Origin of the sequence: Comamonas sp. BIGb0124 (assembly GCF_003752175.1) — a bacterium.
GTDB lineage: Bacteria > Pseudomonadota > Gammaproteobacteria > Burkholderiales > Burkholderiaceae_C > Comamonas_F.
This window is the reverse complement of record NZ_RJVF01000009.1, coordinates 456,814-471,113: the sequence shown is the minus strand read 5'-3', so window position 1 is coordinate 471,113 and position 14,300 is coordinate 456,814. Positions and strand designations below refer to the sequence as shown.

11 protein-coding genes are annotated in these 14,300 nt (G+C 66.9%); 9 read left to right on the top strand and 2 right to left on the bottom strand.

Features of this window, described 5'->3' with window-relative positions; genetic code table 11:
• The first annotated feature begins 133 nt into the window (after positions 1-133).
• The 5 genes from miaB (at position 134) to mdoH (ending at position 7,857) form a co-directional block, all read left to right on the top strand.
• Entirely contained in the window at positions 134-1,534 is a 1,401-nt protein-coding gene (gene miaB, locus EC845_RS08320; protein ID WP_123297046.1) for a tRNA (N6-isopentenyl adenosine(37)-C2)-methylthiotransferase MiaB, read from the top strand.
• 22 nt (positions 1,535-1,556) lie between these two features.
• Positions 1,557-2,981, top strand: a complete 1,425-nt coding sequence (locus tag EC845_RS08315; protein WP_123297044.1) for a sensor histidine kinase KdpD — start codon at positions 1,557-1,559, stop codon at positions 2,979-2,981.
• On the top strand, positions 2,971-3,708 hold the full coding sequence (locus EC845_RS08310) for a hypothetical protein (RefSeq protein WP_148077271.1): 738 nt from the start codon (positions 2,971-2,973) through the stop codon (positions 3,706-3,708). The genes EC845_RS08315 and EC845_RS08310 overlap by 11 nt, the downstream gene beginning before the upstream one ends.
• 64 nt (positions 3,709-3,772) lie before the next feature.
• On the top strand, positions 3,773-5,173 hold the full coding sequence (locus EC845_RS08305; RefSeq protein WP_123297040.1) for a sigma 54-interacting transcriptional regulator: 1,401 nt from the start codon (positions 3,773-3,775) through the stop codon (positions 5,171-5,173).
• A gap of 599 nt (positions 5,174-5,772) precedes the next feature.
• Positions 5,773-7,857, top strand: a complete 2,085-nt coding sequence (mdoH, locus tag EC845_RS08300; protein WP_123297999.1) for a glucans biosynthesis glucosyltransferase MdoH — start codon at positions 5,773-5,775, stop codon at positions 7,855-7,857.
• Positions 7,858-7,962: 105 nt separating this feature from the next.
• Here mdoH and hemG read toward each other — a convergent pair whose 3' ends face one another.
• Entirely contained in the window at positions 7,963-8,547 is a 585-nt protein-coding gene (hemG, locus tag EC845_RS08295; protein WP_123297038.1) for a menaquinone-dependent protoporphyrinogen IX dehydrogenase, read from the bottom strand.
• Positions 8,548-8,656: 109 nt separating this feature from the next.
• Here hemG and EC845_RS08290 point away from each other — a divergent pair, with 109 nt between their 5' ends.
• A complete protein-coding gene (locus tag EC845_RS08290) occupies positions 8,657-9,949 on the top strand; it encodes an amidohydrolase family protein (RefSeq protein ID WP_123297036.1) in 1,293 nt (430 codons plus the stop codon).
• A 56-nt stretch (positions 9,950-10,005) separates the two neighbouring features.
• Here EC845_RS08290 and ffh read toward each other — a convergent pair whose 3' ends face one another.
• Positions 10,006-11,382: a signal recognition particle protein gene (gene ffh / locus EC845_RS08285; RefSeq protein WP_123297034.1), complete on the bottom strand. Its 1,377-nt coding sequence runs from the start codon at positions 11,380-11,382 to the stop codon at positions 10,006-10,008.
• A gap of 99 nt (positions 11,383-11,481) precedes the next feature.
• Between ffh and EC845_RS08280 the strand changes: the two genes are divergently transcribed.
• The 3 genes from EC845_RS08280 to EC845_RS08270 are packed head-to-tail and all read left to right on the top strand — an operon-like array spanning position 11,482 to position 14,294.
• The gene (locus tag EC845_RS08280) at positions 11,482-12,285 is read left to right on the top strand and encodes an inner membrane protein YpjD (RefSeq protein WP_123297032.1); all 804 of its coding nucleotides are present in this window, start codon (positions 11,482-11,484) and stop codon (positions 12,283-12,285) included.
• A 31-nt stretch (positions 12,286-12,316) separates the two neighbouring features.
• Complete coding sequence (locus tag EC845_RS08275) at positions 12,317-12,598, top strand: PP0621 family protein (RefSeq protein WP_123297030.1); 282 nt, start codon at positions 12,317-12,319, stop codon at positions 12,596-12,598.
• The gene (locus EC845_RS08270) at positions 12,588-14,294 is read left to right on the top strand and encodes a nitrogen regulation protein NR(II) (protein WP_123297028.1); all 1,707 of its coding nucleotides are present in this window, start codon (positions 12,588-12,590) and stop codon (positions 14,292-14,294) included. Before EC845_RS08275 ends, EC845_RS08270 begins: the two co-directional genes overlap by 11 nt.
• Positions 14,295-14,300: the final 6 nt, after the last annotated feature.

Genomic DNA, 14,300 nt, shown 5'->3' with positions numbered 1-14,300 from the left:
ACCAGGCCCGGAACAAGCGGCCTTGACATCGCGCATCCGCCCTTCTTCTTCTTTTTGATCGGCAGATGCCGCTGCCGGCATCGCACCCGCGCTGTCACCGGCCCGCACGCACGACAACAGAAAGCGACACCCCATGACGTCCCCCAAAGTTTTCATCAAGACCTTCGGCTGCCAGATGAACGAGTACGACTCGGACAAGATGGTCGACGTGCTCAACGCCGCCGAAGGCTACGAGGCCACCCAGAATGTCGACGAGGCCGACCTCATCCTGTTCAACACCTGTTCGGTGCGCGAGAAGGCCCAGGAAAAAGTCTTCTCCGACCTCGGCCGCATCAAGCATCTCAAGGCCAAGGGCGTCAAGATCGGCGTGGGCGGCTGCGTGGCCAGCCAGGAAGGCGCGGCCATCATCGCCCGGGCGCCCTTCGTGGACGTGGTCTTCGGTCCGCAGACCCTGCACCGCCTGCCCGAGCTGCTGAACAAACGCAGCCTGCAGAACAAACCCCAGGTCGACATCACGTTCCCCGAAATCGAGAAGTTCGACCATCTGCCGCCGGCACGGGTCGAGGGCGCCACGGCCTTTGTCTCCATCATGGAAGGCTGCTCGAAGTACTGCAGCTACTGCGTGGTGCCCTACACCCGCGGCGAAGAAGTCTCGCGGCCCTTCGACGACGTGCTGGCCGAAGTCGCCGGCCTGGCCGACCAGGGCGTGCGCGAAGTCACGCTGCTGGGCCAGAACGTCAATGCCTACCGCGGCAGCATGGGCGGCACCGGCGAGATCGCCGACTTCGCCCTGCTCATCGAGTATGTGGCCGAGATCCCCGGCATCGAGCGCATCCGCTACACCACCAGCCACCCCAACGAATTCACGCAACGCCTGGTCGATGCCTACGCCAGCGTGCCCAAACTGGTCAGCCACCTGCACCTGCCGGTTCAGCACGGCAGCGACCGCATCCTCATGGCCATGAAACGCGGCTACACCGCCCTTCAGTACAAGAGCATCATCCGCAAGCTGCGCGCCATCCGTCCCGACATGAGCATGAGCAGCGACTTCATCGTCGGTTTCCCCGGCGAGACCCAGGACGACTTCGACAAGATGATGAAGCTGGTCACCGACGTCGGCTACGACGCCAGTTTCTCGTTCATCTTCAGCCCGCGCCCGGGCACGCCGGCCGCCAACCTGGCCGACGACACGCCGCACGCGGTCAAGCTGCAGCGGCTGCAGCAACTGCAGGCCGAACTCGAGGCCAATGTGCAGCGCATCGGGCAGAGCCGCATCGGCACGGTGCAGCGCATCCTGGTCGAAGGCCCGTCCAAGAAATCGCGCCCCGAAGCCCCCGAACTCATGGGCCGTTCGGAGTGCAACCGGGTGGTGAACTTCGCGGCCGGCCCCGGCATGGATCGCCTTGTCGGACAAATGGTCGATGTCAGAATCGTGGACTCGTACGCCTATACACTGCGCGGCGAGGTCCTGATTCGCGACGACGCCGGCAGGCCGGCTCACCGCGTCGCCGAAACGGCCGCCCAAGCGGTCTGAACCCCCTATTCCAGCCCGCCCGATGCAGTCCCTGATCCAGCGTATCTCGTTTCGCCCCCTGCTCCTGGTCACGTTCATCCTGATCGGCGGCCTGCTGGGCGCCGCGTCGCTGAGCGCGCTCTACACGCTCGAGGGACTGATGTCCGAGAGCCGCTACAGCGCGGCCCAGTCGGTGCAGCTCACCGCCTCGGCCCAGTCGCTCAACGAGCGCAGCGTCGACATGGAACGTGCCGCACGCCAGTCCATCCTGCTCGACGACAAGGTACTGCGCCAGCGCTACGCCGACACCGTCGCCGTGGCGCGCAAGACGGTCGACGAGCTCGCCCAGCAAGGCCTGATCGAAGATGCCGTCAAGCGCTGGCGCGCCCAGATCGAGACCATCGCCTCGCGCCTCAACGGCACGCCCGACACCACCATCGACCGCGACCAGGCCCTGGCCAACGACTTCCGCGAGCTGCAGCTCATCAACGGCTCGATCGTCCAGGAAGTCCAGCAGGTGATGGAGCAGCGCAGCCAGCAACTGCTCGACCGCCAGGAAGGCAGCCGGCGCATGCTCACGCAGCAGATCGTCGGCGCCATCCTGCTGGCCGCCCTGCTGGCGCTCGTGTTCGGCATCTGGCTCACCCGGCCGCTCAAGCGGCTCGAGCGCGCCATCGTCGGCCTGGGTGAAAACCGCCTCGACCAGCCCATCGAGATCCAGGGCCCCAGCGACTTGCAGTTGGTCGGCCAGCGGCTCGACTGGCTGCGCCTGCGCCTGGCCGAACTCGATGCCGACAAGGCACGGTTCCTGCGCCATGTCTCGCACGAGATCAAGACACCGCTGGCAGCCATGCGCGAAGGCGTCTCGCTGCTCGAAGACGGCGTGGCCGGCGAGCTCACGCCCAACCAGCGCGAGATCGCCCGCATCCTGCGCCAGAACACCGGTGTGCTGCAGAGCCAGATCGAAGACCTGCTGCGCTTCAACGCCGCGGCTTTCGAAGCCCGGCAACTGCAACGCAAACGCGTCGATCTCCTCGCCCTGGTGCAAAACCAGATCGACAACCAGCGCCTGCAGATCCAGGGCCACGGCATACATGTCGACCTGCACGGCGAACCGGTGACCCTCGACCTCGACGAGGACAAGGTGGGAACGGCCGTCGCCAACCTGCTCTCCAACGCGATCCGCTTTTCACCCGAAGGCGCTACCATCTCCGTGATACTCGAAACCCATCCCGGCATCGTGGCCCTGAGCATTCAGGACCAGGGACCTGGGGTGGCCGAGACCGATCGCGAGCGCATCTTCGAACCGTTCTACCGCGGCAGCAACCAGCCGATCGATGCGGTGCGAGGCAGCGGCATCGGCCTGTCCATCGTCCATGAATACATCGCTGCGCACGGCGGCCTGATCCGGCTCGAATCCGGAGAAGGCGGTGCCCGTTTCATCATCGAATTTCCGCATGCTTCCTGAAACCCCCGTTTTCCACCGGCGATCGGTGCGGCGACCCCAGGGCGCCGGCGCGTCGCGGCTGCTGCTCGCGGCGGGCCTGGCCGCAACGGCCGTGCTGGCCGGCTGCGCCACGCCGCTGCCCCCCGCCCAGGTGAAGGTGATCGACGCCACGCCGACCAGCACGGTCGCAGCCCCGCCTCCGGCCAGTGCGCCGCAGCAACCCGACCAGCCTTCCGTCAACCCGCCGCCACCCGATCCGGCCTTCATCGCACGGCGCGAGCTGGCCACGCAACCGTTGAAGTCGGTGCTCAGCTATGCAGACAAGGTCCGGGTGCTGTCGGCCAACGAGCTCAGCCGCGAGATCAACCGCCTGAGCCCCTTGGCCGAGCAGGTCGATCCGGAAGTCCAGCCTCAGCGGCAGTTGCAACTGGCTTTGGCCCTCGCGCAGACCCGCAATACGCCGGATCTGGTGCGTGCGATCGGCCTGACCCAGCGGGTACAGGAAGTGCGCACGCCCGTCACCCAGGAGCTGCAACCCCTGGCGCGCCTGCTGCAGCAGCGCTACACCGAGCAGCGCCGCGTGGAAGACCTCAACGAACGCCAGAGCCAGTTGCTGCGCGACACCCAGCGCCGGCTCGACGCCGCCCAGGAGCGCATGGAAGCGCTCAAGGCCATCGAGCGCAGCCTCTACAACAACCGCGGCGCGGGGGCCATACCCGGCCCCGGCCCTCGCTCCCCGGGCTCCTGAGCCCGGCCCGGCAGCGCAGCCCCGCCGCGTCCGCCCTTCCGACCTGCCCACCGAGCCGCCTGCCATGAGTGTTTCCGCCAACTCTTCCGAATCCGCCACACGCCTGCTGGTCGTCGACGACGACCCCGACATGCTGAGGCTGCTGTCCATGCGGCTCAACGGCGCGGGTTACCACGTCACGGCCGTCGATTCCGCCGAGGCCGCGCTGGCCCAGCTCGACATCGAACGGCCCCAGCTCGTGCTCTCCGACGTCCGGCTGCCGGGCAAGGACGGCCTGGCCCTGTTCGACGACATCCGGCAACGCCACCCCTCGCTGCCCGTCATCCTGCTGACGGCGCACGGCACCATCCCGGACGCGGTCGAAGCCACGTCGCGCGGGGTCTTCACCTACCTCACCAAGCCCTTCGACAGCAAGGAACTGCTCGACAAGATCGGCCAGGCCCTGGCTCTGAGCGCCCCCGCCATGACGCCGATGCCGGCCTCGGCCAACCTGGGCGAGGAAGCCTGGCGTGCAGACATCGTCAGCCGCTCCAACCGCATGGCCGAACTGCTGGCCGAAGCGCGCATGGTGGCCAAGTCCGACGCCAGCGTCCTGCTGCGCGGCGACAGCGGCACCGGCAAGGAAATGCTGGCCCGGGCCATCCATCTGGCCAGCGCACGCGCCAACAAGCCCTTCATCGCCGTGAATTGCGGCGCCATCCCGGAAAACCTGCTCGAGTCCGAGCTCTTCGGCCACGTCAAGGGCGCGTTCACCGATGCCGTGAGCAACCACAAGGGCCTGTTCCAGACCGCCGACGGCGGCACCCTGCTGCTCGACGAAATCGGAGACATGCCGCTGGCGCTGCAGGTCAAGCTGCTGCGCGTGCTGCAGGAACGTGCCGTGCGCCCGCTGGGCTCCAGCCAGTCCATCGCCGTCAACGTGCGCATCATCTCGGCCACCCACCGCGACCTCGACGCGGCCATGGCCGAGGGCCAGTTCCGGGAAGACCTGTACTACCGTCTCAATGTGGTCACGCTCACGCTGCCCACGCTGGCCGACCGGCGCGAAGACATCCCTTTGCTGGCCAATCACTTCCTGCGCCGCCTGGCGGGCAAGTACCACAAGCGGCTTTCTGGTTTTGCCCCCGAAGCCCTCAAGGCCCTCACCATGAGCGCCTGGCCGGGCAATGTGCGCCAGCTCTTCAACGTGGTGGAGCAGGTCTGTGCCCTCTCGACCACGCCGCTGGTCCCACTGGCCCTGGTGCAGCGTGCCCTGCGAGTCCCGGGTGTCGAAATCCAGACCTACGCGGATGCCAAGCAGCAGTTCGAGCGCCGTTACCTCGTCAACCTGCTGAAGATCACCGACGGCAACGTCGCCGACGCCGCCCGTCTGGCCGACCGCAACCGCACCGAGTTCTACCGGCTTCTGCAGAAACACGAGCTCACGCCGGGCAACTTCAAGGCCGAAACCGGCAAGCCGGCCTGAGCATCTGCCGGCGTTCCGGCGATCGAACCGCCGGCGCCTTTTTCCTACGCCGTAGTCCATCGCCTGACACGGCGACAACCCCTGCACGAGGCCCAGCGGTTTCAGCGACAAGGCCGATCGGCCTCGGATACCGCGAGTGCTATAAAAATCGATAGCAGAATTCTTTTTCAGTAGTTTACTGAAGCCCGAATTTCTTCATTTTTTTGAAATCGCCTGAGATCGTCGTTTTCACCGGGTCTGTCGCAAAAACCCGGATTGAGCCCAAGGCTCGTCGCCAAGTCACGACAATCCTAAGTCATTGATTTAAAACGATTAGACAGATCCCTCCCGGCACCTTGTCGGGATTCGGCGACAAAAAAGGGGGTTTCCCCTTGGTTTTTCTGAATCAACTGCTTACATATTAATAAAAATCAACGTAAGCCATTGATACAGAACAACTTTATCAACCTGGCACGGGGTTTGCCCTAGAGGTAGGCATGAAGACCTTTTCCACCCCCGTCCTGACCCCCACCGGAACCTCGGCTGCTGAGGCGACGCGGGTGCACGGCGATGCACTCGTGCAAGCCGTTCCTTCCAACATTCAACAAGGTGAGCCCGCAATGACGCACACCCCCGACACCTCCACCCCCGCCCCCGCGCTGCACCTGGCTGCACGCGACGGCCAGCGTACCGATGCGCCTGTGGTGACCCGCAGCAGCGTCCGTGAAGAACGCCATCCCAATTCGGTGACTGCACCGCCCATCAACCGGGGCTCGATGCCCGAGCGTCCGTGGGTCGGTTTCTGGAACAGCCTGGGCAACGGCCTGCGCAGCATGCTGCCCGGCCAGGCCCGCCGTGCGCCCGCTGCCGCCGACGCCGATCGTCCCAAGCAAGCCTGGCAACATGCCGCCGGCATGCGCCGCAACGTATTCATGCTGCTGACGCTGCTGAGCACGGCCTTCGCCACGGCTCTGTTCGCCGATCTGCAACCCCAGTATGGCAGCGCCTGGCTGCAATACGGCCAGTTGGGCCTGTTCGCCCTGCTGTCGGCCTGGGTCGTCAGCGGCTTCATGACCGCCATGATGGGCTTCTACGTCATGCTGCGCGGCGACAAGCACGCGCTGTCGGCCAAATCGGTTCGCGACCACGCCATGCCGACCTCGCCCGATACCCGCACGGCCGTGATCATGCCCATCTGCAATGAAGATGTGGCCACCGTGTTCGCCGGTCTGCGCGCCACGTGCGAATCCATTGCCAATGCCGGTCACTCGCAGCATTTCGACGTGTTCGTGCTGTCCGACAGCTACGACAAGGACACCGCCCGTGCCGAACGCAAGGCCTGGGAAGATCTGCGCGCCGCACTGGCCGAGAACCCCAATCAGCCCCAGGTCGAGGTGTACTACCGCCTGCGCACCCGCCGCACCAACCGCAAGGCCGGCAACGTGGCCGACTTCTGCCGCCGCTGGGGCAAGGACTACCGCTACATGGTGGTGTTCGATGCCGACAGCGTGATGAGCGGCGAATGCCTGGGCAGCATGGTCAAGCTGATGGAAGCCAATCCTTCGGCCGGCATCATCCAGACCAGCACCCAAGCCATCGGTCACGTCACCCTGCACGCCCGCGCTCAGCAGTTCGCCAGCCGTGTCACCGGTCGCCTGTTCACGCTGGGCATGCAGTACTGGCAGCTCGGCGAGTCCCACTACTGGGGCCACAACGCCATCATCCGCATGGAGCCGTTCATGAAGCATTGCGGCCTGGCCCCCATCAAGGGCGAAGGCGGCATGGCCGGCGGCATCATGTCCCATGACTTCGTCGAAGCCGCGCTGATGCGCCGTGCCGGCTACCACGTGTGGCTGGTCTCCGACCTGGTCGGCAGCTACGAGCAGCAACCTGCCGATCTGCTTTCCGAACTGACGCGTGACCGCCGCTGGTGCCAAGGCAACATGCAGAACTCGCGCCTGATGGCCGAGCCCGGCATCCACCCCGTGCACCGTGCCATGTTCGTGACCGGCACCCTGTCGTATGTGTCCGCCCCCCTGTGGCTGGCGTTCATGACCCTGGGCACGGCCCTGTGGCTGGCCGGCAGCGGCGTCACCACCCTGGCCGGCGGCATCCTGGGCAACGTTCCCAACGAACTGCTGGGTCTGTGGGCCTGGACCGTGTGCATGCTGTTCCTGCCCCGTATTCTGGGTGTGGCCGCAGTGCTCATGAAGGGTGAACAAGCCCAGTTCGGCGGCACCTTCTCGCTGCTCAAGAGCACGATGCTCGAAGCCGCTCTGGCCATCCTGCTGGCTCCGATCCGCATGGTCGGCCACACGATCTTCGTGATCGCCGCCGTCACCGGCCTGAAGCTGGCCTGGAAGTCGCCCCCCCGGGAAGCCACAACCGTGCCCTGGAAGATGGCTGCTCAGCGCTTCGCTCCGATGAGCCTGCTGGTCGCCATCCTGGGCCTGACCGTGGCGGCCGTGAACCCCGGCGCCCTGGTGTGGCTGCTGCCGGTGGGCCTGCCCATGCTGCTGGCCATCCCGATGGCCGTGCTGACCAGCCGGACCAAGCTCGGCGCCGCGGTCCAGGCTCGCAACTTCCTCCTCATCCCCGAGGAATCGCGTTCCCCCGTGGTTCTGCGCCGCGCCTGGCAGCACGCTGCCCGCCTGGCCCAGCCCAAGGCGACCGTGCAGCAGCAGAGCCTGCCCATGGCAGCCTGATCGCCCGGCAACCCGGCAACCTGACGCACGCAAGACCATCCATCAGGGGCGTGCGGCATTCACAGGGCTGGCATCGAAAGATGCCGGCCCTTTTTCTTTGGCTGCTTACCGCAGCCGCTCGGCGACCGTATCGGCCAGGCGGCGCACCTGCTCCCAGTCCGTGTATTCGACTTCACGGCGGGTGTCGGTCTCGCCGCCGGTCATGCGCATGATGAGCTGGATCAGGCGTTTGTCGAGCCAGTTGTAGCGCGGGTAACGCAAGGCACCGGCCACCACTTCGCACAGCGCGGGCTGCCATCCCAGTTGCTGGCTGGCCGCCAGAAACTTGCGGGTGTAGGCATTGGTCTCGGGGCTTTGTTTGTCCGGCTTGCGGGCCGTGAGATTGACCGAGACAAAAACGCCCAGCCGCTCGCGCAACACGGCGGCCTGCCGTGCCACCAGGGCCTGCACCGCCGGGTCGAAATGGCCGTAGCGGATCGAGGCCACGATGATCACGGCCCGGTGGCCGGAGAGGTCGGCATTCAGGCGGTCCTGCACGCGGGCCAGTTCGCCGCGCAGGCCGGCCTCGGCCAGCCGGCCGGCCAGGGCCTCGGCGATCGCGATGCTCTGCCCGAAGCGGCTGGCGTGAAGAAGCAGGACATCGGCCGCGGCGGCACCGCCGGCATGGGGGACGGGAATGGGATCGGTCATGGCGCGATGGTAAGGGCTCTTCGGTATCTTTCTTGCTTGCCGCAGATGTGATCTGATGGCAGTCCCTCCGTCCGTATCCTCCCGTGCCAGACAGAATCCGAACCCCGCCATGCTTGATCTCCTCATCACCCACGCCACCCTGGCCGACGGCCGCCGCGACATGTCGATTGCCGTCCAGGACGGCAAGATCGCCGAAGTCGCGCCCGGACTGGACGCCTCCGCCCACGAAACCGTCGATGCCCAGGGCCAGTTGCTGAGCGCGCCCTTCGTCGATGCCCATTTCCACCTCGATGCGACGCTGAGCTACGGTCTGCCGCGTGTCAACGCCAGCGGCACGCTGCTCGAAGGCATCGCCCTGTGGGGCGAGCTCAAGCCGCTGCTCACCGCCGAAGCCCTGATCGAGCGCGCCCTGGCCTACGGCGACTGGGCGGTCTCGCAGGGCCTGCTGGCCATCCGCACCCACGTCGACACCAGCGATCCGAGCCTGCTGCCGGTCGAGGCCCTGCTCGAGGCACGCCGGCTGATGGCCCCCTACCTCGATCTGCAGATCGTCGCCTTCCCCCAGGATGGCGTCTTGCGCACGCCGGGCGGCCTGGACAGCCTCACGCGCGCGCTGGACCTGGGGGTGGACGTGGTGGGCGGCATTCCCCATTTCGAGCGCAGCCAGGCGCAGGGGGCCGAAAGCGTCCGCCTGCTGTGCGAGCTGGCCGCGCAGCGGGGCTTGCCGGTCGACATGCACTGCGACGAATCCGACGACCCGCTGTCGCGTCACGTCGAGACCCTGGCCTTCGAGACCCAGCGACTGGGCCTGCACGGACGGGTCACGGGCTCGCACCTGACCTCGATGCACAGCATGGACAACTACTATGTCTCCAAGCTGATCGCCCTGATGGCCGAGAGCCGGCTCAACGTCATTGCCAATCCGCTCATCAACATCACGCTGCAGGGCCGCCACGACACCTACCCCAAGCGCCGCGGCATGACGCGGGTGCCCGAACTCATGGCCGCCGGACTCACCGTCGCCTTCGGCCAGGACTGCGTGATGGACCCGTGGTACAGCCTGGGCAGCGGCGACATGCTGGACGTCGCCCACATGGGCCTGCACGTGGCGCAGATGACCAGCCAGGAGGGCATGCGCCAATGCTTCGAGGCCGTGACCAGCCATCCGGCACACATCATGGGGCTGGACCGGTTCGGCATCGCGCCGGGCAAGGAGGCGAGTTTTGTGCTGCTGCAGGCCCGCAGCGCGGCCGAGGCACTGCGTCTGCGCGCCACCCGCCTGCGGGTCTATCGCCGGGGCCGGTTGCTGGCGCAGACACCGGCATCGACCACACGGCTCGACCTGCCGGGGCGCCCGGCGGAGACCAGCCGGATCGCACAGGACCGCACCGGGGCGCTATGAGCCTTCGAGACAGGCCGGGGGCCCTGCGGCGCCCGGCCCGGCGTGGACGGCGAGGCTCAGAACTTGGGCATGCCGGGCATACCGCCCATGCCCTTCATGCCGCCCATGCGCTTCATCATCTTCATGAGGCCGCCGCCCTTCATCTTTTTCATCATGCTCTGCATCTGCTCGAACTCCTTGAGCATGCGGTTGACGTCCTGCACCTGCACGCCCGAACCGGCGGCAATGCGGCGCTTGCGGCTGGCCTTGATGAGTTCGGGCCGGCGCCGTTCTTGCGGCGTCATGCTCTGGATGATGCCTTCCTTGCGCTTGATGTCTTTTTCGGCGCGGGTGAGATCGGCCTCCGAGGCCTTGCCGGCCATCTGGGACGGCAGCTTGTCCATCAGGCTGGAGAGTCCGCCCATGCTCTTCATCTGCTGGATCTGCATGAGGAAGTCGTTGAGGTCGAAGCCGTCGCCGCTCTTGACCTTGGCCGCGAGCTTCTGCGCCGCCGCCATGTCCACGCCCTGCGCGACCTGTTCGACCAGGGCCACGATGTCGCCCATGCCCAGGATGCGGCCGGCATGACGCTCGGCATCGAAGACCTCCAGGCCGTCCAGCTTTTCGGACACACCGGCAAACTTGATGGGCGCACCCGTCACCTGCCGCACCGACAGCGCCGCACCGCCGCGCGAATCGCCGTCGAGCTTGGTCAGCACGATGCCGGTCAGCGGCAGGGCTTCCTTGAAAGCCCGGGCCGTGTTGATGGCATCCTGACCCTGCATCGCATCGACCACGAACAGCGTCTCGATCGGCTTGAGGGTGGCGTGCAGGTCCTGGATTTCCTTCATCAGGGCCTCGTCGATGGCCAGGCGGCCGGCGGTATCGACCAGCAGCACGTCGAAGTGATGCTTGCGGGCGTAGTCGAGCGCGGCGTGAGCGATGTCGACCGGTTTCTGGTCGGGGGTGCTCGGGAACCACTCGGCGCCGGCCTGCGCCGTCACGGTCTTCAACTGCTCGATGGCCGCCGGACGGTAGACGTCGCCCGACACCGTCAGCACCTTCTTCTTGCGTTTGCCGATCAGGTGCTTGGCCAGCTTGCCGGTGGTCGTGGTCTTGCCGGCGCCCTGCAGGCCGGCCATCAGGATGACGGCCGGGGGCTGCGCGGCGAGGTTGATGTCGGCCACGCCGTCGCCCATGGTCGCGGCGAGTTCCTTGCTGACGATGCCGACCAGCGCCTGGCCGGGCGACAGCGAACCGAGCACGTCCTGGCCCAGGGCCTTTTCCTTGACGCGGGCGATGAAGTCACGCACCACCGGCAGCGCGACGTCGGCCTCGAGCAGTGCCATGCGCACCTCGCGCAGCATGTCCTGCACGTTGGATTCCGTGATGCGAGCCTGGCCGCGCACCTGCTTGACGAGGCGCGAGAGTTTTTCCGAAAGGGCTGATGCCATGTGTATGTGCTTACCAAGAACGGTTGGACGGACGAATAGGGACTCGCGGGAGCGCGGGCGTTTACAAACGGCAACGACAACTGGCCCTAAACTGTGGGCATGATTTTAGAGCCTGTCTCCACCGCCAGCCTGTGGCTGGGCCTGGCCACGGCCACCGCCTACATCGCCCCGGCCCTGGCGGCGGGCCGATTGGGCTCGGCGGCCATCCGTGGCATGTTGTTCGCGGCCTGGGTGCTGCATGCGCTGTCGCTGATCTCGGGCATCATGGCACACCGCTTCGGCTTCGCGCCGGCCTTGTCGATGACGGCCTGGCTGGTGCTCACCGTCTACGGCGTCGAAAGCCGTTTCTACCCGCAGATGCGCGCCCGCTGGGCACTGGCGGTGCTGGGCGGCCTGGCGGTGCTGCTGACGCTGCTGGCCCCGGGCTCGCCGACCCGCATGGACGAGTCGCCCTGGCTGCCCCTGCACTGGGCGCTGGGCATTGCTTCTTACGGTCTGTTTGCCGCGGCCGTGGTGCACGCCTGGCTGCTGCGGCGCGCCGAGCGCCAGATGCGCAAGGCCGCCCAGCCGCCCGACGGCGTCCCCTTGCTCACGCTCGAGCGCCTGACCTTCCGCTTCGTGCAGGCGGGTTTTGTCATGCTCACCGCAACCCTGCTGGCCGGCTGGCTGTTCGGCGAAAGCCTGGGCAGCACCTGGAACTACTGGAAATGGGAACACAAAACCGTTTTTTCCGTGCTGGCCTGGCTCACCTTTGCCGCACTGCTCATCGGACGCAAGCGGTTCGGCTGGCGCGGACGGGTCGCCGTGCGCGTGCTGTACCTGGGCGCCCTGCTGCTGCTGATGGCTTACGTCGGTTCGCGTTTTGTGCTCGAAGTCGTGCTCGGCCGCACGCTGCCCTTCTGATCCGGCCGTCTTTCCGTCCTCTCCTCACGCCATGAAACTCCTCGTCCTGCTGCTGGTGGCCCTTTTCGCGGCCTGGCTGTGGCGCTCGCGCCAGGCCCGCGCCGACTCAGACGCGGTCCGTTCGGCCCAACGCAAGCGCCGCGCCGCTTCGCGCAAGATCGCGGCCCCGCAGCCCATCGTCGCCTGCGCAGCCTGCGGCCTGCACCTGCCGGCCAGCGAAGCACTGGCCGGCAGCCAGGGCCGCCATTACTGCAGCAAGTCCCACCTGGAGCAGACCGAGCGCCGCACGGCCCCCTCCAGCCATGCGGGCTGAAGGCCGGCCCGCACGCCCGACGGCGTCCGCCGATCGCTGGCAAGGCGCGCACGCCCAGGCCGCCTTCGAACGGCTGTGGCGGGATTTCGTCAACACCCGCATCCTGGTGGGCCTCATGCTGCTGTTGCTGCAGGCCGGACTGCACCTCGCCGGCAAGCCGCCCTCGCCGCTGGTTCCCCTGTGGTGTCTCGCCTATGCCGCGCTCACCGTGCACGAGCGCCTTCGGCCGGCGCTCCGGCGCGATGCCCTGCCGCCCCGCAAGGCCTGGCGCCAGGCGATCGTAGTCGACCTCGCGGCCTACACGGGCTTGCTGTGGCTGCCCTCCGAGGCCATCAGCTACACCCCGCTGTTTGCCTTGCCCGTGCTCACGGCAGCCGTGCTGGGTTCGCGGGCCGGGGCGCTGGGCATGGCCTCGATCGTCTCGTTCATCGTGCTCGGCCACACCGCCCTGACGCTCGATGCCGCACAGCCTGTACCAGCCAGCCTGGTGTTCCAGAACCTGCTGTCGTGCGCGGGCTTCTTTTTCATCGCCATGCTGGCCCATTACCTGGCCGACCGGATGCTGCTCGAACAGCAGCGCACGCGATCCAGCCAGCATGCCGTGTGGCAGCTCGCTCAGGTCAATGCATTGGTAATCGACGAACTCGACGACGGGGTGATGATCGTCGACGCCGAAGGCACGGTGCGCGCGCTCAATCCGGCTGCACGGCGCATGCTGGCCCACGAGCGGCATGCCGAGGAGCTCGCCGCGCCGTTTGCCCTGGGACTGCCGCAATCGTGGCGGCCCCTGGCCGAGCTGGCACGCCGAACGCTGGAAAACGCCCACGGCCACACCCGGCCCGTGCGCATCGAAGCCGGAGAAACGCAGCGCCGGTTGCAAGTCCGTACCCAGCTCACACCCGAGACGCCGGACGGCCACGAGCGCCTGTGCGTGATGTTCATGCAGGACCAGCACGCCCTCGAGGCCCGCATCCGCACCGCAAAGATGGCGGCGATGGGCCGCATGTCGGCCGCCGTGGCCCACGAGATCCGCAACCCGCTCGCCGCCATCCTGCAGGCCAACGAGCTGCTGCTCGAACAGTTGAGCGAGCCGACGCAGCGCCAACTGGCCGGATTGGTCGCCAAGAACACGCAGCGCCTCAACCGCATGGTCGACGACATCCTCGACGTCGCCCACGTCGAACCGGCTTCGGCGGCTCGGCAGCCCCTGCTCACACAGGCCGCCGGCAGCGTGGCGGGCATCGTCGAAGAATGGCGGAGCCTCCATGCGCGGGCCGTCGACCTGACGCTCGACTTGCCGGAGTCGGCCTGCCTGGACATCGACCCCGAGCATCTGCGCCGGCTGCTGGTCAACCTGCTGGACAACGCCCAGCGCCATGGCACGGCGGCCCCCGTCGCCATCCAGGCCTGGGCCCAGCGCAATGCGGGCGGCGAAATCGAAATCGCCGTGTGGAGCGCGGGTCCGGCCATCGATGCGTCCCTGCAGGAGCACCTGTTCGATCCCTTCTTCTCGTCGGACAGCCGATCGAGCGGACTCGGCCTCTTCCTCTGCCGCGAACTGTGCGAACGCTACGGCGGGCAAATCGCCTACCAGCGCATGGCGCGGCATGACACGCCGGGCAATGCCTTTGTCCTTCAACTGCCCACGCACTTGCCGTCGGAATCGGACAGGACGGCGATGTCATTCACGACATAATCCTGC